This is a genomic window from Glycomyces harbinensis (assembly GCF_900101745.1).
Classification (GTDB): domain Bacteria; phylum Actinomycetota; class Actinomycetes; order Mycobacteriales; family Micromonosporaceae; genus Glycomyces; species Glycomyces harbinensis.
This window is the reverse complement of sequence record NZ_FNAD01000008.1, coordinates 58,738-81,664: the sequence shown is the minus strand read 5'-3', so window position 1 is coordinate 81,664 and position 22,927 is coordinate 58,738. Positions and strand designations below refer to the sequence as shown.

At 70.7% G+C, this 22,927-nt stretch carries 20 protein-coding genes and 1 tRNA gene; 14 read left to right on the top strand and 7 right to left on the bottom strand.

Features of this window, described 5'->3' with window-relative positions; all coding sequences use genetic code 11:
• The first annotated feature begins 237 nt into the window (after positions 1-237).
• The 6 genes from clpB (at position 238) to BLQ63_RS14670 (ending at position 8,337) form a co-directional block, all read left to right on the top strand.
• On the top strand, positions 238-2,838 hold the full coding sequence (clpB, locus tag BLQ63_RS14695) for an ATP-dependent chaperone ClpB (RefSeq protein ID WP_091036273.1): 2,601 nt from the start codon (positions 238-240) through the stop codon (positions 2,836-2,838).
• Positions 2,839-3,266: 428 nt separating this feature from the next.
• Complete coding sequence (locus BLQ63_RS14690; RefSeq protein WP_218125280.1) at positions 3,267-4,496, top strand: ArsB/NhaD family transporter; 1,230 nt, start codon at positions 3,267-3,269, stop codon at positions 4,494-4,496.
• A gap of 81 nt (positions 4,497-4,577) precedes the next feature.
• Positions 4,578-5,543 carry a hypothetical protein gene (locus BLQ63_RS14685; RefSeq protein ID WP_091036268.1) on the top strand — a complete coding sequence of 322 codons (966 nt, stop codon included), beginning with the start codon at positions 4,578-4,580 and terminating at the stop codon, positions 5,541-5,543.
• 18 nt (positions 5,544-5,561) lie between these two features.
• A complete protein-coding gene (locus BLQ63_RS14680) occupies positions 5,562-6,365 on the top strand; it encodes a hypothetical protein (protein WP_091036262.1) in 804 nt (267 codons plus the stop codon).
• 35 nt (positions 6,366-6,400) lie between these two features.
• Positions 6,401-7,447: a hypothetical protein gene (locus BLQ63_RS14675; protein WP_091036259.1), complete on the top strand. Its 1,047-nt coding sequence runs from the start codon at positions 6,401-6,403 to the stop codon at positions 7,445-7,447.
• A 62-nt stretch (positions 7,448-7,509) separates the two neighbouring features.
• Positions 7,510-8,337 carry an MOSC domain-containing protein gene (locus tag BLQ63_RS14670; RefSeq protein ID WP_218125279.1) on the top strand — a complete coding sequence of 276 codons (828 nt, stop codon included), beginning with the start codon at positions 7,510-7,512 and terminating at the stop codon, positions 8,335-8,337.
• An 81-nt stretch (positions 8,338-8,418) separates the two neighbouring features.
• On the opposite strand, the gene BLQ63_RS14665 is transcribed toward BLQ63_RS14670, so the two are convergent.
• Positions 8,419-8,994 (bottom strand): TetR/AcrR family transcriptional regulator, encoded by a 576-nt coding sequence (locus tag BLQ63_RS14665; protein ID WP_091036252.1) that lies wholly within the window; start codon positions 8,992-8,994, stop codon positions 8,419-8,421.
• A 60-nt stretch (positions 8,995-9,054) separates the two neighbouring features.
• Here BLQ63_RS14665 and BLQ63_RS14660 point away from each other — a divergent pair, with 60 nt between their 5' ends.
• Complete coding sequence (locus BLQ63_RS14660; protein ID WP_091036249.1) at positions 9,055-9,825, top strand: SDR family NAD(P)-dependent oxidoreductase; 771 nt, start codon at positions 9,055-9,057, stop codon at positions 9,823-9,825.
• Positions 9,826-9,862: 37 nt separating this feature from the next.
• Here the strand turns inward: BLQ63_RS14660 and BLQ63_RS14655 are convergent, their stop codons facing one another.
• Positions 9,863-10,846: a DUF6528 family protein gene (locus BLQ63_RS14655; RefSeq protein ID WP_091036246.1), complete on the bottom strand. Its 984-nt coding sequence runs from the start codon at positions 10,844-10,846 to the stop codon at positions 9,863-9,865.
• 187 nt (positions 10,847-11,033) lie between these two features.
• Between BLQ63_RS14655 and BLQ63_RS14650 the strand changes: the two genes are divergently transcribed.
• The 6 genes from BLQ63_RS14650 to BLQ63_RS14625 all read left to right on the top strand — a co-directional run bounded on the left by BLQ63_RS14650 (position 11,034) and on the right by BLQ63_RS14625 (position 17,307).
• A complete protein-coding gene (locus tag BLQ63_RS14650) occupies positions 11,034-11,462 on the top strand; it encodes a hypothetical protein (protein ID WP_143014905.1) in 429 nt (142 codons plus the stop codon).
• A gap of 377 nt (positions 11,463-11,839) precedes the next feature.
• On the top strand, positions 11,840-13,852 hold the full coding sequence (locus BLQ63_RS14645) for a DEAD/DEAH box helicase (protein ID WP_218125278.1): 2,013 nt from the start codon (positions 11,840-11,842) through the stop codon (positions 13,850-13,852).
• 52 nt (positions 13,853-13,904) lie between these two features.
• Positions 13,905-14,513: a DUF4291 domain-containing protein gene (locus BLQ63_RS14640; RefSeq protein ID WP_091036236.1), complete on the top strand. Its 609-nt coding sequence runs from the start codon at positions 13,905-13,907 to the stop codon at positions 14,511-14,513.
• Between the two features lie 279 nt (positions 14,514-14,792).
• Positions 14,793-15,134, top strand: coding sequence for an Rv3235 family protein (locus tag BLQ63_RS14635; protein WP_143014904.1), 342 nt, complete (start codon positions 14,793-14,795; stop codon positions 15,132-15,134).
• Positions 15,135-15,251: 117 nt separating this feature from the next.
• Positions 15,252-16,088, top strand: a complete 837-nt coding sequence (locus BLQ63_RS14630) for a DUF6585 family protein (protein ID WP_091036222.1) — start codon at positions 15,252-15,254, stop codon at positions 16,086-16,088.
• Positions 16,089-16,203: 115 nt separating this feature from the next.
• Positions 16,204-17,307 (top strand): hypothetical protein, encoded by a 1,104-nt coding sequence (locus BLQ63_RS14625; protein ID WP_091036218.1) that lies wholly within the window; start codon positions 16,204-16,206, stop codon positions 17,305-17,307.
• 109 nt (positions 17,308-17,416) lie between these two features.
• On the opposite strand, the gene BLQ63_RS14620 is transcribed toward BLQ63_RS14625, so the two are convergent.
• Both BLQ63_RS14620 and BLQ63_RS14615 read right to left on the bottom strand, forming a co-directional pair.
• Positions 17,417-17,492, bottom strand: a tRNA-Arg gene (locus tag BLQ63_RS14620).
• 113 nt (positions 17,493-17,605) lie between these two features.
• Positions 17,606-18,295, bottom strand: a complete 690-nt coding sequence (locus BLQ63_RS14615; RefSeq protein ID WP_143014903.1) for a hypothetical protein — start codon at positions 18,293-18,295, stop codon at positions 17,606-17,608.
• 134 nt (positions 18,296-18,429) lie between these two features.
• Between BLQ63_RS14615 and BLQ63_RS14610 the strand changes: the two genes are divergently transcribed.
• Positions 18,430-19,569 carry a winged helix DNA-binding domain-containing protein gene (locus tag BLQ63_RS14610; protein WP_091036211.1) on the top strand — a complete coding sequence of 380 codons (1,140 nt, stop codon included), beginning with the start codon at positions 18,430-18,432 and terminating at the stop codon, positions 19,567-19,569.
• Between the two features lie 202 nt (positions 19,570-19,771).
• Here the strand turns inward: BLQ63_RS14610 and BLQ63_RS14605 are convergent, their stop codons facing one another.
• From BLQ63_RS14605 to BLQ63_RS14595, 3 genes are read right to left on the bottom strand one after another with little or no spacing between them, the layout of a single operon-like run.
• Positions 19,772-21,469 (bottom strand): DUF885 domain-containing protein, encoded by a 1,698-nt coding sequence (locus BLQ63_RS14605; protein ID WP_091036208.1) that lies wholly within the window; start codon positions 21,467-21,469, stop codon positions 19,772-19,774.
• Entirely contained in the window at positions 21,466-22,401 is a 936-nt protein-coding gene (locus BLQ63_RS14600) for a prephenate dehydrogenase (protein WP_091036205.1), read from the bottom strand. The genes BLQ63_RS14605 and BLQ63_RS14600 overlap by 4 nt, the downstream gene beginning before the upstream one ends.
• Positions 22,401-22,739 (bottom strand): GroES family chaperonin, encoded by a 339-nt coding sequence (locus tag BLQ63_RS14595; RefSeq protein ID WP_091036201.1) that lies wholly within the window; start codon positions 22,737-22,739, stop codon positions 22,401-22,403. Before BLQ63_RS14595 ends, BLQ63_RS14600 begins: the two co-directional genes overlap by 1 nt.
• Positions 22,740-22,927 lie beyond the last annotated feature (188 nt).

Below are 22,927 nucleotides of genomic sequence, written 5' to 3'. Positions count from 1 at the left end.
CGACGAGCAGTCGGCCGGTCCCTGGATCGAGGGAACGGGACGCGGGGTTCGCTTAGGGCGAACGCTTATAAATTCGTCGTAAAGACTTGAGTCGCCTAGACTCAACTTGGCGACCCGGGGTGGACCGGGCCCGCCGCCGCACCGGACCGCTCCGCTCGACCCGGCAGCGGGCACCGGACCGGGCACTGGCACCGAACTTCGAGCACCGACTTCGACCAGAGGAAAGGCACCACGTCCATGGACGTCAACCGCTTGACCACCAAGAGCCGTGAAGTCATCTCCCAGGCCGCGCGCAGCGCGGCGGCGGGCGGCAACCCCGCCGTCGAACCCTGGCACCTGCTCGACGCGCTCCTCACCGTCGACGGCTCCACCGCGACCGGCCTCCTCCAGCTCGTCGGCGTCACCCCCGGCACCGTCTCGGCCGAGGCCGAGCGCCGCATCGAGGAGCTCCCGTCCGCGTCCGGGCCCTCGGTCTCCGAGCCGTCCATGGCCCGCGAATCCCTGCGCGCCATCAACGCCGCCGACAAGATCGCCACCGACTACGGCGACGAGTACGTCTCCACCGAGCACCTTCTGACCGGCCTCGCGCAGGCCGGCGGCGACGTCGGCGCCCACTTGACCGGGCTCGGCGCCACCGACAAGAAGCTCATCAGCGCCTTCCCCACCCTGCGCGGCGGCGACCGCAAGATCTCCTCCGCCGACCCCGAGCAGGGCTACAAGGCCCTGGAGAAGTACGGCGTCGACCTCACCGAGACCGCCCGCTCGGGCAAAGTGGACCCCGTGATCGGCCGCGACACCGAGATCCGCCGCGTCATACAGGTCCTGTCGCGGCGCACCAAGAACAACCCGGTCCTCATCGGCGAGCCCGGCGTCGGCAAGACCGCGATCGTCGAGGGCCTCGCCCAGCGCATCGTCGCCGGCGACGTCCCCGAATCGCTGCGCGACCGCCGCGTCATGCTCCTCGACCTCGCCAGCATGATCGCCGGCGCGCAGTACCGCGGCCAGTTCGAGGAGCGCTTCAAGTCCGTCATGGAGGAGATCAAGTCCTCCGACGGCGAGATCATCCCGTTCATCGACGAGCTCCACACCATGGTCGGCGCCGGCAAGTCCGAGGGCTCGCTCGACGCCTCCAACATGCTCAAGCCGGCGCTCGCGCGCGGCGAGCTCCACATGATCGGCGCGACCACCCTCAACGAGTACCGCGAGCACATCGAGAAGGACGCCGCGCTGGAGCGCCGCTTCCAGCAGGTCTACGTCGGCGAACCCACCATCGAGGACACCGTCGCGATCCTGCGCGGACTCAAGGAGCGCTACGAGGTGCACCACGGCGTGCGCATCACCGACTCCGCGCTCGTGGCCGCCGCGCAGCTCTCCGCCCGGTACCTCCCCGACCGCAGGCTCCCCGACAAGGCCATCGACCTCGTCGACGAGGCCGCCAGCCGCCTGCGCATCGAGATCGACTCGCGCCCTGAGGAGATCGACACCATCGAACGCGCGGTGCGCCGCCTGGAGATCGAGGAGATGGCCCTCCAGAACGAGACCGACGCGGCCTCGGCCGAGCGCCTCACGTACCTCCAGCGCGAACTCGCCGACGAACGCGAGCGCCTCGCCGCGCTGTCGCGCCAGTGGGAGTCGGAGAAGAACCGCATCTCCAAGGTCTCCGACCTCAAGGAAGAGCTCGACGACCTCCGCACGCAGGCCGAGCGGGCCGAGCGCGAATACGACCTGGAGAAGGCGGCCCAGCTCCGGTACGGGCGCATCCCCGAACTGGAGCAGCAGCTCACCGGCGCGGAGACCGAACTCGCCGGCGCCGACGCCGACCCCGCCCACCAGCCGATGCTGAAGGAGGAGATCGACGCCGACGAGATCGCCGACGTCGTCTCGGCGTGGACCGGCATCCCCGCCGGGCGGCTCCAGGAGTCCGAGACGCACAAGCTGCTCCACGCCGAAGAGGTCCTGGGCGCCCGCGTGGTCGGCCAGCTCGAAGCGGTCACGGTCGTCTCCGACGCCCTCCGCCGGGCCAGGGCCGGCCTGTCCGACCCGAACCGCCCGACCGGGTCGTTCATCTTCGCCGGTCCCACCGGCGTGGGCAAGACGGAGCTGGCGAAGGCCCTCGCCGAATTCATGTTCGACGACGACCGGGCGATGATCCGGATCGACATGGGGGAGTACACCGAGCAGCACTCCACGGCCCGCCTCATCGGCGCCCCGCCCGGCTACGTGGGCTACGAAGAGGGAGGCCAGCTGACCGAACCGGTCCGCCGCCGCCCGTACTCGGTGGTGCTCCTCGACGAGGTGGAGAAGGCACACCCGAGGGTCTTCGACACCCTGCTCCAAGTCCTGGACGACGGCCGCCTCACCGACGGCCAGGGCCGCACGGTCGACTTCAGGAACGTCATCCTGATCATGACCTCGAACCTCGGCTCCCAGGCGCTGACCGACCCGCTCCTGGAGGACGAGGCCAAACGCGACCAGGTCATGGGCGCGATCCGGGGGCACTTCAAGCCGGAGTTCCTGAACCGCCTGGACGACATCGTCATCTTCCACGCGCTCGAACACGAGCACCTGAAGTCGATCGTGGACGTGCAGCTGCGCCACCTCGAACGGCGCATGGAGACGCGCCGCCTGCGGCTGGACGTGAACGACTCGGCGAAGTCCTGGCTCGCGGACCGGGGCTTCGACCCGGTCTACGGAGCCCGCCCGCTGCGCCGCCTGATCCAGTCCTCGATCGGCGACCCGCTCTCGAGAGAGATCCTCGAAGGCAAGATCGTCGACGGCGACACGGTCAAGGTGGGAACGAGCGACCAAGGCGACAAGCTCACGGTCACCAAGGGCTGAAACGGCACTGACCAGGGCGGCGGCAAAGCCGCCGCCCGAAGATCGGCACAATCCACAAGAACTGTCGGACCTCGGAGGCGCCCTTGAATCGGGGGCGCTTGAGACCCTCGATCCTCCTCAGGCTGCCTGAGAACAGCCGCCGCCCCGAAATGCCTCCCCGCGCCACACCGGTCCGCCGGCCAACCCGTCGGTCCACCGGACCGTTGGTCAGCCAGCCGGCCACAGAATTGTCGGACCTCCGAGGCACCCTTGAATCGGGGGCGCCTGAGCACCGCGATCCGCGTCAGCGTGCCCGCCGTCCGGTCACCCCGACCCCTTCGCCCGAATCGCCCGCCTCCATCCGCCCTACTCCACCAGCCTCCAACCCCAGGTCGTGATCTGTTCGCACATCGTGGCCGCCACTTCCGCCCGTCCTTACCATTGGGCCGGTGACTCGCACCGCGGCCGCTTCCCGGACGTCCCGCCTCCACTGGCTGGACCTCGCCGGCCTCGGCATCCTCGCCGCCGGCCTCCTGTGCTGGGCCACCGGCGCCCTCCCCACCGCCGACGCCGTCGCCGGCCTCACCCGCGTCGCCCCGCTCGTGCTCTTCCTCGGCACCGTCATGGCCATGGTCGCCCTCGTCCAGGCCTCCCAGCTCTTCGACGTCGCCGCCCTCGCCCTCGCCCGCCTCGGCCGCGGCAGCCACGCCGCCCTCTTCGCCTGCTGCTTCCTCCTCGCCACCGCCACCACGATCTTCCTCAACCTCGACACCACGATCGTCCTGCTCACCCCCGTCATGCTCGCCCTCGCCGCCGCCACCCGCGCCCCCGCTCTGGCGCTGGCGATGACCACCGTCTGGCTCGCCAACACCGCGAGCCTGCTCCTGCCCGTGTCGAACCTGACGAACCTCCTTGCGGCCGACCGCATCGGCCTCGGCTTCGCCGACTTCGCCGCACGCATGTGGGCACCGCAACTCGCGGTCCTGGCCGCGACCGCCCTGTGCCTGTGGCTCGCGTTCTGGCGCCGCCGACACCGCGAGCTCGACCGCTACCGCGTCCCCGCCGAACCGCCGCGGATCGACGACCGGCGGCTCTTCTGGACCGCCGCGGCCGTCTGCGCGGGCTTCGTCGCCGCCGTCGTCGCCGAGGTCCCCATCCAGATCGTCTCGACGGCCGGCGCGGCGGTCCTCCTCGTCCACTGCCTGCGCCGCCGCCGCGACCTCCTGTCCTGGGACCTCGTCCCGTGGCGCCTCCTCGTCCTCACCGCCGGGCTGTTCCTCCTGGTCCCCGCGCTCATGCGCCACGGCGGCGACGCGGCCGTCTCGCTGCTCACCGCCGGCGCCGATGGCGACGCGGGCGTCTTCCGCGCCGGCCTCGCGGGCGCGGGCCTGTCGAACCTCGTCAACAACCTGCCCGCCTACGCCGCCGTCGAGTCGGTCATCCCGCCCGGGAATCCGGACGCGCTCCTCGGACTCCTGATCGGCACGAACGTCGGCCCGCTCATCACCCCGTGGGCCTCGATGGCGACCCTGCTGTGGTTCGACCTCGTCTCCGGACGCCGGTCCGGCATCCCCGCCGACCAGCGCCTCCGCGTCCCGCTCGGGAAATTCATCGCCGCCGGCGCGGTCCTCGCCGCCGTCGCGACCACCGTCGGCCTGGCGACCCTCGTCTGGCTCTGACACGCGAACCTCAGATACCACTATGGAATGAATGTTCGCGGTTTCAGAGCACGAGCCGTCACCATTGGTCATAGTGCTCACATGGCCGATTCTGCAACTCCGGGCCTGACCCGCCGCACCCTCCTCACTGGTGCGGCCGCCCTCCTCGCCGCCACGGCGGCCACCGCCGCGCCGCGCCGGGCCGAAGCGGCAGACCTCCCGCAGATCCGCGCGGCCGCCGCGGGCTGGACCGGCCGCCGCGGCGAGCTCCTCGTCCTGACCGCCGACCCGGTCACCGAGGCCGACTACGCCCTGCGCCTCCTGGAGGCCACCGAACCGGACGCGCCCGCGGAACTCGGCCCGCCGCTCCCGATCCCCCTGCCCGCCGACTTCCACCCGCATTCGATGGCCGCCCTCGGCAGCGTCCTGTGGGTGACCGGCGCCGTCGAACTCGACCACGACCGCGCCAGACCCGCGCTCGTCCGCATCGAGCACGCCGAAGGCGCCTACACCCAACTCCCCGTCCCCAAGGCGATCCGGTCGGGCATCGCCACCGGCGTCACGCCGTTCGGCGCCACCGGCCTCGCCGTCGTCCTCGAAGGCTGCCCCGACCCGCACTCGGCGGTCGTCACCCGCAGCCACCTCGCGATCAGTACCGACGCGGGCCGCACCTGGACGCAGCGGCGCCTGGCCTCGGGCCTCGGCGAAGGCTTCGGCACCGTCCTGACCGGGACCGGGCAGGGCCTGTTCGCGGCCACCGGCGACCAGGACGGCACCCAGACGATCCACATCGGCTCCAAGGAGCGAATCGAAGCCGTCGCCACGATCCCGGGCACCGGCCGCCCCATGGCCGCCGTGGCCGAGGCCGACGGCGTCCGCGTCTTCAGCGACCGCGACGGCACCGTCGGCCTGGCCCGCTACGCCGGCGACGGCACGCCGCTCGGCAGTGCCGCTGACGAGAGCGCCGCCGACTGCGCCTGCAGCGGCGAGATCTTCGCCGTGCCGGGCAGTCCCGGCCTGTGGCTCGAGACCGACGGCGTCAAAGTCCACATTAGAGGAAGTCGATAGCCCGCGACAGGAGGAGCGATGGCATTTCCCAGCAGCAGCAAGGCATTCGCGCGTTCGACCTGCGGTTATCCCGACATCACGCGCGACTGGCTGTACGAGCGCGGGTGGAAGATGCGCTACCGGACCGCGTTCAACGGCGACGGCCTCGGCGTCCACCCGGCGACCACCTCCTTCACCATGCACGCCGAGACCCACACGCAGGCGGGCAAAGTCGTCCGCGACCTGCACAGCCTCGGCCAGTACTACGCCCGCGGCGGCGGCAAGTGGTCCTACCAGTGGACCGGCGTCGCGGGCGCCAAGGTCTGCAAGCCCGGCTACCACCGCTACGGCGCCGCCATCGACCTGACCAAGTTCGACTGGGGCTCAGGCCATTACGTCGACGCCGCAGTCCACGGCAAGGACAGCCGCCTCTACCTGCGCCGCCGGTACCTCGCGGTGATCGCCACCTGCCGCAAGCACTTCGGGACGGTCCTGCACTGCAACAACGACCCCGACGGCTCCCACTGGAACCACATCCACGCCGACCGGGGCCGCCAGGCCGTCGCCATGAACTGGGGCTACGGGACCGACACCACCATCATCCAATGGGCCGCAAGGGACCTGGCCGGAGTGAAGGGCCTGGCCGTCGACGGCGACTTCGGGCCCAAGACCAAGCAGGCCTTCCAGATCCTGCGCGAGCGCTTCGGCGCCGAGAGCGTCGACCCCACCGCCTCGCCCGTCGCGGGCCGGATCTGGCTCGACCTCATCGGCCGCCACGGCATGGCCGACAAGGCCGCCGGGGCCTTCCTCGCCGGCGAGAGCGCCGAGGCCGAAGCGGACTAGCCGCAGGCGGAGCACCCGCCGAGAAGGAGGACGACATGCCCGGGCCGCACCGCAAGGACCGCCGACGCTGGATCGCCGCAGCCGCGGCGGTCGTGTTCGCGGGCATGGCCGCCGCATGCGACTTCGAAGGCGTCTCGGGCCAGGGCAACGGCATCGACGCGGGCGTGTTCTACGGGCTCGGCGACGACCACCGGCTCTACCGCTGGGACCCCGACGCCGAGGGCGAATCGCTCGCCCCCGTCCTGGACCTCAGCGGCATCTGGGAGCGGCAGGGCGACGTCGGCATCGTCATGCGCGCCTCGCTGAGCGTCGATCCCCTGCAGCGCCATGCCGCCTGGATCGAAGGCGCGAGCACCGGCGCGGCCCTGAAGTTCGGCGACCTGGAGACCGGCGAGATCACCACGGCCGTCGAATACCCCGTCGACCACGTCTGCATCGACCCGGCCTGGCTCGGCGACGGCTCCGCGCTCCTGGTCCACCGGGCCGCGGTCTGGGGCGACGCGGACACGCCGGTCGGCAGCGCCGAGCTCCCCCTGCCGGTCGAGTCCTGGGGCGCGACCGAGTGGTACTCGCCCGACTCCGGGAAGCTGCCGACCACTGTGGAGATGGCGAACCGGGGGTGCCGCGTGCGCTGGTACACCGCCGAAGACGGTACGGCCCAGGCGATCTACCACAACCTCGAAGTCACGGAGCTGTACCGCATGGACGCGTCCGGGAAGGTCCTGGAGACGATCCCGACGCCGAGCCTCCAAGGCACCGAACCGCTCACGATCGGCCTGGTCGGCATCGACCCCGCCGGCCGGTACGCGTGCCTCGTGGACGACTACGGGCCCTACGGCGCCCTCAAGGGCGACTTCACGATGCGGGCCGAATCCGGGACCCGCGTCGTCGACCTCCAGAACGGCGAAGCGGTCGGCGCCGAGGACGACGGGTGCGTCTCGGTCCACGCCGACGGCTACCTCTCCCGCGACGGCGCCTCGCTCGACTTCACCGGCTACGACGGCGACCGGCGCTGGTCGACCAAGCTGCCCGAGACCATCGCCGAATCGCCGGTGCTGTTCTTCATACCGAACGAGTCCTAGATTCGGCCCGCGGCGGCTTTTCACCGTGGTCCCGATCGCCCCACCGGCATAGGATGCGACCTGTGAACCGCGTCAAGGGCATCCGCCGCTATCCGCTGAAGTCGGCCGCCGCCGAGCACCCCGCCGAAGCCGAGGTCGGCAAGCACGGACTAGGCGGCGACCGCACCTGGGTCTGCGTCGACGCCGACGGCACCATCGGCAGCGCCAAGCAGCCGCGCCTGTGGGCCCGGCTCCTCGAAGTCGCCGTCAGATACGAACCGGCCCAAGCCGACTCGGAAGGGCGCACGATCATCACCGCCCCCGGCGGGGAGCCGTGCGAAGCGGGCACCCCGGAAGCCGACGCCGCGGTCTCGGCCTGGCTCGGCCGCCCGGTCCGCGTCACCCGCACCGCCCCGCAGCAGCTCAAGCGCCACCACTGGTGGCCCGACGAGCCCGGCATGATCCCCGAATGGGCCGCCGACGCCGAACCCGGCGGCGACGCCGTCGTCGACGCCCGCCCCAGCAGCGACGGCCGCTTCTTCGACTTCGGCCCGATGCACCTGGTCACCACCGGCGCCCTCGACCGACTCAGCACCGAACACGGCGAGGAGGTCGACCCGATCCGCTTCCGCCCCAACCTGATCCTCGACCTGCCCGCCGATCCCGAACCGGGACAGAGGATCACGATCGGCACCGACGTGGTCCTCGAGGTCGCGATCGCGACCCCGCGCTGCGTCATCCCGTCCCTCGCCCACGGCGACGCACCCGCCGACAAGGCGCTCCTCAAGACCCTCGCCCGGCACCACCGCATCGAGGTGCCCTACGGACGCGCCACCTGCTTCGGCTTCTACGCCGACGTGGTCGCCACAGGAACCGTCGCCACCGGCGCCGAGGTCCGCATCCTCCCCTAGCCGCGGCCCGGATCTCCGGTCAGCGCACCGACCCGCGGCTCCGGTGCGGAGCCGGACCCGACAAGGCCCCGGACCATCGGGTCAGGGGCCGCTCGGGAGCCGTTCGATGAACTGGTCGAGGACCGCTTCGAGGTGGGCGGTGCTGCGTGTCGTGCGCAGGATCTGCACGCCCCCTTGGATACCGGCGATCAGCGCGGCCGCCTCCCGGTCGGCCTCGGCCCCGGCGGCCGCGCGCATGGCCGTGATCCCGTCGCGGAGGTGCCGCTGCCACCGGTCGAGCAGGGCTGTGACGACCTCACCGGCCCCGACCGTGCTCTCCGCCTGGGCCAGCAGCGCCCCGAGCGGGCAGTGCGCGCCCTGCTCCCGGTAGCGCGCCACCAGCACGTCCCGCCAGGCCTGCCAGGACGCGAGCGAATCGAGCGCGCTCAGGTGCGGCTCCTGGTCGGCGAGCACCCGCTCGGCCTCGTACCGCGCGACCGCGAGGAGGAGCTGCTCCTTGCCGTCGGGGAAGTAGTGGAACAGCTGGCCCTTGCTCATGCCGGCGTCGGCCAGGACGTCTTCGAGCCGCATGGCCCCTGGCGCATCCCCGCGCAGGCGCAGCGACGCGGCCTCGACCAGGCGCTGACGGGAAGCGCGGCCCTTCTCGGTCAATCGCACCGTCCCACCCTACCTTTTCTGGACTGGCGGGTCCAAAAACCTGGCTTTAGCGTTGCCTTCATGACCAAGCGACTGCAAGGAAGACACGCCCTCGTCACAGGCTCCACCAGCAACATCGGCCGCGCGATCGCGGAGGCGTTCGCCGCGGAGGGCGCGTTCGTCGTCGTCTCCGGACGCGACCAGGACCGCGGCGAGGCGACCGTCGCGGCCATCCGCGAGCAGGGCGGGCGCGCCGTCTTCGCCCCGGCCGACCTCGACGGCACACCGGAAGCGTCCCGAGCGCTCGCTGCGACCGCCGCGGCGCTCGCGGGCGGGCGCATCGACGTCCTCGTCAACAACGCCGGCATCTTCCCGCCCACCACGACCGCCACCACGGACGCGGCGACCTTCGACCGGGTGTACGCGGTCAACGTCAAGGCGCCGTACTTCCTGACCCAGGCGGTCGTGCCGGGGATGCTCGCCGCGGGAGGCGGGGCCGTGGTGAACCTCGGCTCCTGGGTCGCCAGGCTCGGCATCGCCTCCTCGGCCCTGTACGCGTCCACCAAGGGGGCCGTGGAAACCCTGACCCGGGCCTGGGCCGCCGAGTTCGGGCCGCAGGGCGTCCGCGTCAACGCCGTCTCGCCCGGGGTGATCCGTCCGCCGTCGCTCGACCCCGGTGCGCCGCAGGCGGGTGCGGCCCTGATGCAGGGCACTCCTGCCGGCGCCGCCGGTCACCCGTCGGCGATCGCCGCAGCCGCGGTCTACCTCGCGTCCGACGAGGCCGTGTTCGTCCACGGCACCGTCCTCGACGTGGACGGCGGGCGCACCGGCGTCGCGGTGACCGCCGCCTGACCGGAGGCGGGCGGACGCTCTCGCGCCCGCCTCCGACCTAGTTGTAAGCGGTCGTGTAGTAGCGGGCCTTGTAGAACTCGGCGCCCGAACGCGTCCGGTCGGCCGACTGCGAGAAAACCACGGTCGGACTGCCCCAGTCGCGCGAGCCGGCGTTGTCACCGCGCACGTAGAAGTACTCGCCGGACTTCATCTTCACGTACGCCTTGATGCGCGTGGTCGTGTGCAGCGTCGTCTTCGCCAGCGTCGACTTGTTGATCGAGTACACGCCGTACGAGTCCGAGACCTGCAGCAGGCCCGAGTTCGAGAAGTCCGCCTGGAGGTCGTGCCCGAGTCCCGACAACACGACCTTCTTGCTCGTGGCCTTGAGCCGCACGTTGCGGTACGTGCCCGACACCGAGTACGCCTGCACGATCTTGTCCCCGGAGGCCCACAGCAGCTTGTTGTTCGGGTCCCACACGACGCCGTGCGCGCCGGGGAGCGAGACGGTCTGGACCTTCGCGAGCGTCGAGGGCTTGGAGACCGCCGTGGGGCCGTAGACGGTCAGGAATCCATCCGAGGAGGCCGCGACGAACGCGCCGACGTTCGGGATGCGCTCCAACGCATGCGGGTTCCCGCCCGGGGAGGCGCTCCACAGCACGTCGTTGAGCTCCTGATCCTTCTCGTCGGTGATGTTCCAGATCCCGACCTTCCCACCCGAGGCCGCGGCCAGGCCGATCGCCCCGAACTGGGCGGTATCCCGAATCCGGCAATCGGACAGATTCGACCACCCACCCGTGCCCGGACTCCACGACTTGTACCGGTTCGCGTCACTGAACGACTTGTTCTTGTCGAACACCATGACCTTGTTGGAGACCTGCTCGGTGACCATGATCTTGAAGCTCGCGGTGTCGGCCGAGGCCACGCCGACACCCACGGCCCCGGCAGCGGCCAGGGGCGCCCCGACGGCGAGCGCCCGGAGGAAGTTGCGCCGGTTCATGTTCGGCTTCTGCAAGCGGTGCCTGCTCGAGTTCTGCTCGTTCAAAAGAGTGCTCCTCTAGGGGGTAGGGAGGGTCCGGACCCGATCCGGGCCGCGGACCGCAACCAGTGTGCGGCACGGAGACCAGCCGCAGCAAGAGCGCGCAGACCGATCGATCTGACTGCGCCGCTTCCCATTCGCACCCGCCGGCCGGCGTCTCCACGCAGTGGCGCGGGGCCACTACAGTTCGGACATGAACCCTTTGCAAAGGCTCATGTACGGGACGGCCCGCCTGCCCGAGGGACTGCGGGATTCGCTGCGCAGCGAGGGCATCGTCCTGCTCGCCGAAGCCCTGCCGGGCACGGTCACCTTCCGCCGCTTGAAGATGCCCGGCCAGCACGCGTCCTGGAAGCGCACCGGGATCGTCGCCACCGTCGCACTCAGCGCGAAGCGCTTCGTCGTGTACGCCCGCCGTTTCAAGCACATCGACGTTCCAGTGACCGAGATGAACCGCTACAGCGTCACGGCCGCCGAACGCCGCCCGAACCAGCTGGCCGTCACCTACGACCTCGGCGTGACCCACCCGGACTGGAGCGGCGAAGTCGAACTGCGCCTGCGCACCGACCAGGCCGCCCGCATCACCGACCTCCTGCGCCGATACCCCCAATCGCATACGCCCTGATCAACGCACACGAGATGAGACCGGGAGCGTTGAAACCGCGCTCGGAAGTTCCATTGCGGCTCGGGGCCGACGTTCAAGCACGCGAGCAGCTCACGACGTGATGCGTGCGCCTTCACACCGGCAAAGGCTGATGGGAACGATCGCGGTGCGCTCCGGCTCATACAATGGGTGCCCTCCCCATCCCAGGAGTCCCCATGGCCAGCGACCCACGCGACAAGCGGAAGACACGCGAGCGCGCGCGCTCGCAGGTCGCCCGTGCTCGTGACACTCTGCGGCGGTACGACAGTCTTGCCGCCGCTCCCGCGCGGTTGCGGGATGCGGTGCGCGGGTATGTCGCTGATCTTGCTCAGGAGGAGGTCTCCGGGCGGCTTGTGACGATGCGCGTCACGGAGCTCAAGAAGGTCGCCAAAGGGCTGCGGTTGGCGAAGCTCGAGCAGGCCGGGATCAGCACGGTCGCCGATGTGCTCGCGAACACCCGTGAACAGCTTCTGGAGATCCCGGGGATCGGCGCGCAGACCGTCGATGAGATCAAGGCCGCAGCCGAACGGCTCGCGGCTCAGTCTGTCGTGGATACACGGCCCCGGTTCGACCCTGCCCGGCGGGACCCCCGGCATTCCCGCATCCTCGCCCACCTGCGGGCCGAACGGGACGCCGCGGCGGCGGTGGACGACCTCCGGGAGGCCGTGCACCGCTTCAGGAGCCGCGCCGAGCCGTACTTCGCCGCGGCCGATCGGGCCGGCAGCAGGCTCGCGATGCTCTTCTCCCGTCGCAAGCGCAAAGACGAGGCGCTGGCGGGGCTCGAAGCTCTCGAGGCGGCCAACGCCGATGGCGAGACCCGTGTCCTGGAACGGGATCTCGCCGCGGCGATCGACCGGGCCCGGCCCGAGCGCTGGACCTCTGACGAGCTGTGGCGCGACTACGAGCAGCAGGCCGCGAGCGTCAACACCGCCCTCGCCAGGATCACGGGCTCCGACGAGGAGGACGCCGAGCGCGCCGAGGACTTCGTCGACGCCGATCTGCGGCAGGAGATCGAGACGCTGCCGTTCGACGGGTCGCTGCTGCGCACCGACCTCCGCTTCTACCAGCTGTTCGGCGCGAAATACGCGATCTACCAGCGGAAGGCGATCATCGGCGACGAGATGGGCCTGGGCAAGACCATCCAGGCCCTCGCCGTCGCCGCGCATCTCGCCGCCAACGGGGAGCGCCGCTGCCTCGTCATCTGCCCGGCGAGCGTCGTCCCCAACTGGCTCAATGAGATCCGCAAGCACACCCGCCTTGAGGCCTTCGGTCTGCACGGGCCCGGACGGGAGGACGAGGCCCGCAGGTGGCTGCGCAGCGGCGGCGTCGCCGTGACCACGTTCAACACCATCGACCGGCTCGAGTCCCTGCCGCGGCGGGCGAAGCTCGCGCTGGTGGTCGTCGACGAGGCCCACTACATCAAGAACCCGAACGCCAAGCGCAGCAAGGCCGTCGGCGGTGTCATCGGGCGTTCGAGGCGGGCGCTCCTCCTGTCCGGCACGCCGATGGAGAACCGCGTCCAGGAGTTCAAGGCGCTCGTCGGCCACCTCAGGCCCGACCTCGCGCAGCGGGTCGGGGAGGGCGACGCCGTCGTGGGGGCGGCCGCGTTCCGGCAGACTGTCGCTCCGGTGTACCTGCGGCGCAACCAGGAAGACGTGCTCACCGAACTGCCCGAGAAGATCGAGGTCGAGGAGTGGGTCCAGTTCAACGCCGGGGACGAGGACGAGTACCGCGAGCAGGTGCGGCGCAAGAACCTCATGGGCATGCGCCGCGCCTCCTCCGCCATGCCGGGCTCGGCGAAACTGGAGCGGCTGGCCGAACTCGTCGAGGACGCGGGCGCCGAAGGGCAGAAGGTCATCGTGTTCTCGTACTTCCTCGACGTGCTCAAGGCCGTCGGAGAGCGGCTCGGGGACTCCGCGCTCGGCCCGATCACCGGCAAGGTCGCGGCCGCGAAACGCCAGGGCATGATCGACGAGTTCGCGCGGCGCGAGGGCCCGGCGGTGATCCTGGCGCAGATCGAGGCCGGCGGCGTCGGCCTCAACATCCAGGCGGCATCGGTCGTGGTTCTCGCTGAGCCGCAATGGAAGCCCAGCATCGAACAGCAGGCGGTCGCCCGGGCCCACCGCATGGGCCAGACCCGCCGCGTCCAGGTGCACCGACTGCTCGTCAAGGACGGCGTGGACGAGCGGATCCGGGAGGTGCAGGAGCACAAGGAACTCCTGTTCGAGCACTACGCGCGCCAGAGCGACGCGAAGTCGACGGGCCTGATGGCGACCGCCACCGCCGTGGCGACGCTCGGCGACGACTCGATCCCCTTGGAACAGCGCATCATCGCCGCCGAACGGGCCCGCCTCGGCCTCGGCCGGCCCTGAGCTCCCGGAATCGCGCTTGCGGGCGTGCCCGCGTGCTGCGAACATCCGGGTCATGGAAGACCCTCGACCCCCGGCGCGGCAGATCCGCGCCAGTTATGACGACGACGCGATCACCGTCTACCAGGCGTACGATCCGCACGTCGCCGAACCGGCTCTCGCCGCCCAGACCTTCGTCTCCCCCTTCAAGCGCCAGCGCATGACCTGGATCAAGCCCTCGTTCCTGTGGATGATGTACCGCTGCGGCTGGGCCGCCAAGCCCGGCCAGACCAGAGTCCTCGCCATCACGATCAGCCGCGAGGGTTTCGCCTGGGCGCTGGCACACTCGTGCGGCAGCAAGCCGGCGGCAGGCGAAACCCACGAGCAGTGGCAAGAGCGGTTGAGCGCGTCCCCGGTCCGGATCCAATGGGATCCCGAACGCGACCTGCACCTGAACCGCCTCGATCACCGCTCGATCCAGGTCGGCCTCTCCGGCGAAGCGGTCGACCGATACGTGGCCGAATGGATCACCGGCATCGCCGACGCCACGGACCGGGCCCGAGCGATCGAGGCTCACGTGGTCAACGGAGACAACGACAAAGCGAGGGCACTCCTCCCGGTCGAACAGCCGTACCCGCTGGAAGAGGCCCTGGCGACCCACATAGGCGCCGACCGCGAAAAGTGAGGCGGACCCGCCCCGAAATCCGCCACGCCGACGGCGACACGCCAAGGCGGATTTCTTGTTTTTTGTAGGGTTCCGCAGTTTGGAACCCTTACCGCCGGGCTGGTGTCGCTAACGACGAGCAGCCGACACGGCGGCGGTCGTCAGGAGTCCACAATCCCCGCGATCTCACCCGACCGTGTTCACCGTCAGTGCGATTGACTTCACGATGCGTCACCAATAGATTCCTCCTCGACCGGTCCCCACCGATCTGTTGGAGGAACCATGCAGTGCCGCAACGACATGACGACCCGAATCTCACCGCGACAAGCCGTCTCCTATTCCACCTTCTTCCTGAACGTCCTGACAGGCCGCAAACCCGCCGCCGACGCCCGCCTGCTGGCGACCGACAACGGCTGGGCGGCCTTCACCAGAATCCGCCGCCGCGTCCCGACCCGCTTCAAGCAGGTCCGTGTGGCCCGCGCCTTCTGCCCCAACCCGGACACCGCCGAGATCGTCGCCATGGTCGAGAACGGCACCGGCCACCAGGCCATGACGCTGACCTTCAGGACCACGCCCCACGGCTGGCGCCTCGATCACTGCGACCTCATCCACGCCAACGCCCAGCCGCGACACCGCCTATAGACGCCGCAACGCCGGAGGCCGCCGAATCCGAACGACTCGGCGGCCCCGGCCTGCTCGACCGGCACCGTGATGACCGATCGATGACGGACTCATGGCCGCCGCCCCTACGGTGCAGACGTGACTCAACATGCAGCGCCCAACGAATTCGACGACATCGCCTACCAGGCCGGACTCGGCAACTGGCGGGCCGAATACCGGCCCCGGCCCGCGCCGTTCGTCCTGCCGCTCACCATCGCCGGCGCGATCTACCTGATCACCGCGGCGTGCCTCGCCGGGACCAACATGCTGCAGAACAGCTTCGGCGTCATCATGCTCGTGATCTTCACGCTGTTCATCGGCCTCGGCGTCCTCAACGTGGTCCACACGAAGCGGAAGTCCGGCGCCGACGACGTGCTCCGCCTCTACGACCACGGCCTCATCGTCAAGGGCCCCAAGACACTCGTCTCCATCTTCTGGTGGGACACCGCCCGCGTCCACCAGCGCCTCTTCCACTACCCGCAGACCGGCCTCACCACGTACAACTACCTGCTCACCGGCCCCGAAGCCCACCCGATCGCCATCGGCGACCCCAAGGGCGCGGCCGCCTCAGCGATCGCCAACCTCCAAGGCGACCTCGCGAACTTCACGCTCGGCGCGGCCTTCTCCCGCCCCGAGGAATGGGGCCCGGTGATCCAGCAGGCCGTCACCCGCGCGCAGCTCCCCGACGTCCTCGCCCGCATCGACCGGGGCGAGCGACTCGCCTTCGGCGACCTCGTGATCGACCGGAACGCACTCACGATCGACGGCGCCGCCATCGCCTGGAACCGCCTCCAAGCCGTCTCGCTGCGCGACGGCGTCGCGCTCTTCAAGTCCGCCGACCGCCTCTTCCGCACCCGCGAACCGGTCTACACGATCCCCAACTTCTTCGTCCTCCAAGAGGCGGTGCGCGCCAGGACCGGTCTCGAGTGGACCTGACGTCGGCGCACCCCCCACCGGGGAATCCCGGTATCCTGGCCTACCGGCCTCGGCGCCGAGTTCCCTTGCCCCCCTGCGCTTATGCGCCCCACTGTCGAGCCCCTCTGGAACGGTGATGGACGACCCCGAAACGACCGGGCCCCGCGGCCGCCGCCCGGTCCTCGTCGCCGCCGTCGTGGTCGGCATCCTGACGATGTGCGCCACGTTCGCCGGGTCCGTGGTCAACCTGCTCACAGGGCCCGCCGCGCTCGCCATCGCCGCGACCGGCGCGGTCCTGGCCGGCATGGCCTCGATCATCGCGACGATCGTCTCCGGTCCCGCGGGCGAGTCGTCCGAGCGGCGCGCGCCCGCGTCCTGGAACTGGCTCGACGTGGCCCGCCACCCGCTCGAGGCCGTCCGCAACATCCGCCTCCCGCTCGCGTGCGCGCTCGCGGTCGCCGCGGCGATGACGACCCCCGAGGCGATCGTCGCGGTGATCCCCCTGAAAGGGTTCGCGGCGGCGCACGCCGGAGTGCTGCTGCCGGTGGTGACGGGCGCCTGGGCGCTCCTCATCGCCATGGTCGCGCAAGGCTGGAACCTCACGTGGGACGCCTCCGAACCGCGCCAGAAGGGCGCGGGCCTCGACGCTCTGGTCACCTACACCGTCGCCGCCGGCCTCGGCTTCTGGATCGGGACGATCACCGAGCCCTACCTCGGGCTCCTGATCGCCGCCGCGGCGATGTTCGTCCTCACCGCCGTCGCCGGCCGGATCGAGGACGACTACTACGCCAAGGGCCCCTTGCCTTTCGCCCTGTCCGCCGGGGCCATCACCGCGACCGCGTTCGCGGCCTGGCACACCGGCTTCGGACCCTTCGGCACCATCTTCGCGGGCATGAGCGCGATCATGGCGGTCACGTTCCCCGCGGCGATCCGCGGCAAGCACCCCAAGTTCGAGGCCGGCATCCTCGAATTCGTCCCGCTCATGGCCTTCGGCCTGCTCGGCCTCGACGACCGCCCCTGGTGGTTCGGCGTCGCCGTCCTCGTCTTCGCCGCCGGGGTCGTCAACTCCGGCGGCGAATCACGCGACGCCCCCGACTTCAAAGAAGGCGCCCGCTTCGTCACGCGCTGGTTCGGGCCCCTCCAGACCTTCGCGGTCCTCTACGTCGTCCTGACTCCGCTGGCCGCGCTCTACGCGGCCGTGGCGATGGCCTTCCCGCAAACCGGATGGGAACTGCCCTGAACCCCATCGGTCGGCGTTCGTGACGGCGCTGGCCGGCATCTCGGGACAGCAAAAACGCCGGTGGGAGATCTACCCACCAGCGTCTGCGAATGTTCGAATGCTGAGTTATTGGTGCGCCGCGAGGGATTCGAACCCCCAACCTTCTGATCCGTAGTCAGATGCTCTATCCGTTGAGCTAGCGGCGCTTGCCGGGCATAACCTTACCTGGGCCCGAATCGGAACTGCAACCGGGTACTCGGATGTGCCCTGCATCATCGCCCGGGTGGGATTCGAACCCACACTGGGGTTCGAGGCTTTTTCAGCAGTTGTCGAGGACCGCTCGTGCCAGGGCCCTCCATGCCTCCGGGAGGCGTTCGGCCCGCTCCTGGGCCGGGGCTCCCGCCGCCGCCCAGACCGCCGCTTCGGCCTCCGGGATCTCGTCGCCCAGCAGGTACCGCTCGACGAACGCCGCCCGGTTCTCGCGGCCCGGGAAGAAGTGCCCGCTCGCCGCGAACAGCGCCACGTACGCGCGGTGCAGGCCGCCCGTCAGGGCCTCCGCCAGCTCCCACGGGTCCTCCGCGTCGCCCAGCCGCTTTGCGAGCGACTCGGACTCGTTCGCCACCGCCTCGCGGGACGCGTCGGCCAAAGCCTGCGGGAACTCGGTGACCTCGGCCCGGGCCTTCGAGCCAAGCTCCGAGTCGTCGGCCAGGAGCGTGCCCTCGGCGAAACGCCCGATGACGTGCAGCGCCTCGTCGCCCGGCTCGCGCCAGCCCTCGCCCCGGTCGAGTTCGTCGAGCAGTTCCTGGAACCGCGCGACCGTGAGGTGCACGGCCTCGTCGCTCGCGTCAGCGGGGACCTCGTCGGTCTCCCAGACGCACACCAGCTCGGCCTCCTCCCCGAATCCGGACAGGGCCGGGCCGTGCGCGTAGGCGAACGCGAGGCGTTCGTCGTCGTTGATGTCGGCGAGAACGTCCGTGGAGAGCCTGAGTACCGCGTTCGGAAGGGACATGCCGTAATTGTGGCCGTTCTTCGCAACCGCGTCCACCCGGTCATTCACAGTCGCACCTGGTGATCCCCGCCATGCGGGCCGCGGACGCGGATCGATGGAGTGCTCGTGTCGTATGCGGCCGCTAGCATGAGCGCATGGCAACACCCACCGGCCGTACCGGCATGGACCTCGCGCCGGGGGCGATCGCCTCGTGGCGCGCCCACTCGCAGCGACTCTGGGGCGAGCGATTCGCCACACCGATGGACGCGTTCGCGCACCTGGGCGCGGTCCAGTCCCAGGAGTACCAGCCCTCCAAACTCACCCCCGCGATGCGCGCCGTCCCCGACGACGAGGGCCTGGCCTTCGCCGGTCCCAAAGCGGTCGACGCGCTCATCGAGCAGGGCGCGGTCGTGCGCACCCACGTGCTGCGCCCCACCTGGCACACCGTGCCCGTGGGCGATCTGCGGATGATGCTGACGGCCAGCGCCGACCGGGTCAAGCAGCTGATGGGCACCAACGACCGCGCGTTCGGCTTCGACGCCGCGCTCTTCGCGCGGGCGACGGCCGCACTCGCCGAGGCCACCGCGGGCGGGCGCCACCTGACCCGCGAGGAGGCCTCGGCGGCGCTGGCGGAGGCGGGCATCCCGGATCCGACCGGGCAGCGGTTGGGGCATCTGCTCGCGCACGCCGAGTTGAGCATGGTGGTCTGCTCGGGGACGCCCAAGGGCGCCAAGCAGACGTACGCGAACTTCGACGAGCGGGTCCCGGCGGGCCCGATCGCGCAGGACGAGGCGATCCGGGAGCTCGCGCGGCGGTTCTTCGCGTCGCGGGGGCCGGCGACCGTCAAGGACTTCACGCGCTGGGCGACGTTGAAGGTGGCGGACGCGAAGGCGGCGGTGGCCGACCTGGGCCTTGAGGAGGTCCAGGTCGAGGGGTTCACGCTCTACTTCGCCCACGAGCCGCCGGCGCCGCGCGAGGGCGGGCCGGTGGTCGACTTCGTGCAGGGCTTCGACGAGATGATGTGCTCCTACACCGACTCGAAGGACCTGGTGCTGCACCATTCGATGCCGCGGTCGGTGTTCCCGGACCGGCCGCGGTTCAACTCGGCGATCCTGCTCGACGGCCAGGTCATCGGCAACTGGAAGGCGACGCCGAAGCGGGACGTGTTGCTGGTGGAGACCTGGCGGGTCCGCGGGTTCACCGCCGCGGAGATCGCGGCCCTGCGCCGCGGCGCCGACCGGCTGCGGGCCTGGTACGGCAAGCCCGAGATGGAACTGGGCCTCGATCACGCCTGACGGAGACGCCGCCCGGATGCCGAAGGTGTTTCACCTGGTGGCGGCGTCACAGGGGCGGCCTATCGTGGTTGAACGGGGGAGCTCAGTGAGGGACAAATCCGGAATGACGGATATGTTCCGAACGCGGCGCCCCCGTTCAACAATCCGTACCCCAAGGGTGCGACACCGTCCTGCGGCGCCGCACCCCTGAGGATCACTCGTCTTAGAGGCGGCTGAGGGACTCGGCGAACGGGGCGAGGCCCATCGAGCCGAGGTTCAGCGCGTCGGAGTGGAACTGCTTGAGGTTGAAGTCCGCGCCCTTGCGCGCCTTGTAGTCCTCGCGGGCCTGCATCCACAGGCGCTCGCCGACCTTGTACGACGGGGCCTGCCCGGCCCAGCCGAGGTACCGGTTGACCTCGAACTTGAGCATGTCGTCCTCGACCGTGTGCGTGTGGGCGTGCATGAACTCGAACATCTTCTCGCCGTCCCACGACTCGCCCGGACGCCACCCGAACGGGTTGTCCTCGGGGATGTCGAACTCGCAGTGCAGGCCGATGTCGACGATCACGCGCGCGGCGCGGAACGCCTGCGCGTCGAGCATCCCGAGGCGACCGCCCGGGTCGTCCTCGTAGTAGCCCAGCTCGTCCATGAGCCGCTCGGAGTACAGCGCCCAGCCCTCGCCGTGGCCCGAGCACCACATCATCTGGCGCTGGAACCGGTTGAGCAGCTCCACGCGCGCCATCGTCTGCCCCACCTGGAGGTGGTGGCCCGGCACGCCCTCGTGGTACACCGTGGACTTCTCGCGCCACTTGCCGAACAGCTGCTGGCCCTCCGGCACCGACCACCACATCGCGCCCGGACGGGAGAAGTCCTCGCTCGGCCCGGTGTAGTAGATCGCCCCGTCCTCGGTCGGCGCGATCTTGCAGTCGATCGCGCGGATCTGCTCGGGGATGTCGAAGTGCTTGTCGGCCAGGTCGGCGATCGTGGAGTCGGCGAGGTCCTGCATCCAGTCGCGGAAGGCGTTCTTGTCGGTGAAGTTCTCGTCCGGGTCCTGGTCGAGGAACGCGACGACCTCTTCGATGGACGCGCCGGGCTTGATCCGCTCGCCGGTCGCGCGCATATCCGCTTCGATGCGGGCCAGCTCCTGCCAGCCCCACGCGTAGGTCTCCTCGAGGTCGATCTCCGCGCCGATGAAGTAGCGGGACGCGCGCGAGTAGCGGTCGCGGCCGACCGCGTCCTTCTCGGGCGCCTGCGGGGCCAGCTCCTCGCGCAGGAAGAGCGCGAACTTCGTGATGGCGTACCGGGCCAGGCTCGCGCCGTTGCTCAGGGCGATGCGCAGCGGCCCGGACTTGATCGGCTCGCCGTCGATCGTCACCGAGTTCGCCAGGCCGATCCAGAAGTCGGTGTCGTTGCCCTTGGCGCCGTTCCAGTTGTCGCAGTGCTGGGCGATCTCCAGCACCTGCCGCTTGGCGGCGACGCGGCCCGCGGCGGCCTCGGCGCGCAGCGTCTCGGTGTACTGCTCGACCGCGTCGGGGACGGCGGCGAGGCGCGCGGCGATGTTCTCGGCGGCCTCCTGGCCGTCCTTGGGCATGAGGTCGAAGATCTGGCGCACGCTGTGGACGTCCGAGGCCAGGACGTTCAGGCCCAGGTAGGTGTCGCCCGCCTCGTGGCGCTCCAGACTCAGCTTCAGGCGCTCCAGAATCGCCTCCTTGGCGACGCGCTCGCGCTCGTCGACGGGCTCGGCCGCCTCCAGCGCGGCGATGGTGCGCCGTTCCAGGTCGGCGAACGCGGCCTGACCGGCGGGTGAGAGGTCATCGAGTTCGCGATCGTGTCCCGGGACGCCCATCGCGGTCGCGTTCATCGGGCTGAGGGCGATCGCGTCCTCGACGTACTGGTCGGCAATCTGATCGATTTTTCTCATGAGGTGGACTTTACGCGAGGAAGCCGTCCCACCGCGACCTCACTTTCCACCGTTTCGAGCCTGCCTCCGGCCCTTCCGAACGCCAGTAGCGCACCCCGTTCGAGCTGCACTTCCACCGTTTCACCGGGCTCGGGCGGCCATGATGAGCGGCGCTCGCGGGCGCGGTCGAACCATTCACTGATTGGCTTTGCCCGATCGGTGGAGGCGGCCACGTGCCCGCGCGCGAGTTCGAGTTCGCCGCCGAGGTCGGCGAGCGCCGACAGGAGCTCGTCGCGGTTGCCTTCGGCCATGCCGGCGACCAGCGCGGTCGGGCTCGCGGCGACGCGCGTGCCGTCCCGGAACGACCCGGCCGCGAGCGAGCGCGACAGCGGGTCGTCGGCGACGCGGACGAGCGCGGCCGCGACGAGGTGCTCGACGTGGGAGATGCGGGCGGCGGACCGGTCGTGGTCGGCCGCGGTCGCGGGCACGACGTGCGCGCCGATCGACGTCCACAGCCGCGCGAGGGCCGCCCAGTCGCCCAGGTCGGTGTCCGCTTCGAGGCACAGCACCCACGGCCGGCCGCGGAACAGGCCCGCCTCGGCCGAGGCGAACCCGGCGGTCTCCTTGCCGGCCATGGGATGTCCGCCCACGAAACGGGGATGGGCCGCGAACGCGCGGGCGGCGGCGGCCTTCACCGACGCGACGTCGGTGACCAGCCCGGTGTACCCGCCGAGGTCCCGTGCGACGGCGTCCAGGTGCCGGAACGGGGCGGCCGCGACGGCGAGGTCGCTCTCGCGGAGTGCGGCCGGGTCGGCGGTGACGGGGAAGTGCGCGGCGGCGGACTCGCGGGTCGCGGGGTCGGGGTCGTGGCCGATCACGTCGTGCCCGGCCTCGGCGAGGGCGAGCGCGACCGAGCCGCCGATGAGGCCGAGGCCGGCGACCGCGACGCGCATCAGAGGTAGAGCCCGGTGCCGTCGTTGTCGACGCGCTTGGCGGCGACGGCGTGGATGTCGCGCTCGCGCAGGAGGATGAAGACGCGGCCCTGCATGTCGACCTCGGCCTTGTCCTCGGGGTCGAACAGGACGCGGTCCCCGGCCTCGACCGAGCGCACGAGCGGGCCGACGCCGACGGCCTCGGCCCAGTGGAGGCGGCGGCCCAGGGTCGCGGTGGCCGGGATGACGATGCCGGCGACGGAGCGGCGCTCGGAGTCGGCGTCCTCGCGGACGAGGAGGCGGTCGTGCAGCAGACGGACCGGCAGGCCCGTCGTGGAGTCCAGCGGTGTATCGGTCACAACGACCCAGCCTACCGCTCAGCGGGGGTCCGGCCCCCGGGGTCGGGTGTGTCCGAACGCGGCGCCCCCGAGTCAACGATGCGGGTCGGGTCCGACAGTTCACGGCGCCGTCCGACCCCCGAGATCGGGAGTGGCGCCTGCCGGGCCCCTCGCACAAGGGTGACGCGGGGGTCCGACAGTTCGCAGGC

Bases quoted from the DNA above. Each gene is read 5' to 3' on its own strand.
- BLQ63_RS14610 (WP_091036211.1), top strand. From the start codon at position 18,430: ATGGCAACACCCACCGGCCGTACCGGCATGGACCTCGCGCCGGGGGCG.
- BLQ63_RS14680 (WP_091036262.1), top strand. From the start codon at position 5,562: ATGGCATTTCCCAGCAGCAGCAAGGCATTCGCGCGTTCGACCTGCGGT.
- BLQ63_RS14625 (WP_091036218.1), top strand. From the start codon at position 16,204: ATGGACGACCCCGAAACGACCGGGCCCCGCGGCCGCCGCCCGGTCCTC.
- BLQ63_RS14640 (WP_091036236.1), top strand. From the start codon at position 13,905: ATGGAAGACCCTCGACCCCCGGCGCGGCAGATCCGCGCCAGTTATGAC.
- clpB (WP_091036273.1), top strand. From the start codon at position 238: ATGGACGTCAACCGCTTGACCACCAAGAGCCGTGAAGTCATCTCCCAG.
- BLQ63_RS14600 (WP_091036205.1), bottom strand. From the start codon at position 22,401: ATGCGCGTCGCGGTCGCCGGCCTCGGCCTCATCGGCGGCTCGGTCGCG.
- BLQ63_RS14685 (WP_091036268.1), top strand. From the start codon at position 4,578: ATGGCCGATTCTGCAACTCCGGGCCTGACCCGCCGCACCCTCCTCACT.
- BLQ63_RS14660 (WP_091036249.1), top strand. From the start codon at position 9,055: ATGACCAAGCGACTGCAAGGAAGACACGCCCTCGTCACAGGCTCCACC.
- BLQ63_RS14645 (WP_218125278.1), top strand. From the start codon at position 11,840: ATGCGCGTCACGGAGCTCAAGAAGGTCGCCAAAGGGCTGCGGTTGGCG.
- BLQ63_RS14650 (WP_143014905.1), top strand. From the start codon at position 11,034: ATGAACCCTTTGCAAAGGCTCATGTACGGGACGGCCCGCCTGCCCGAG.
- BLQ63_RS14675 (WP_091036259.1), top strand. From the start codon at position 6,401: ATGCCCGGGCCGCACCGCAAGGACCGCCGACGCTGGATCGCCGCAGCC.
- BLQ63_RS14635 (WP_143014904.1), top strand. From the start codon at position 14,793: ATGACGACCCGAATCTCACCGCGACAAGCCGTCTCCTATTCCACCTTC.
- BLQ63_RS14605 (WP_091036208.1), bottom strand. From the start codon at position 21,469: ATGAGAAAAATCGATCAGATTGCCGACCAGTACGTCGAGGACGCGATC.
- BLQ63_RS14615 (WP_143014903.1), bottom strand. From the start codon at position 18,295: ATGTCCCTTCCGAACGCGGTACTCAGGCTCTCCACGGACGTTCTCGCC.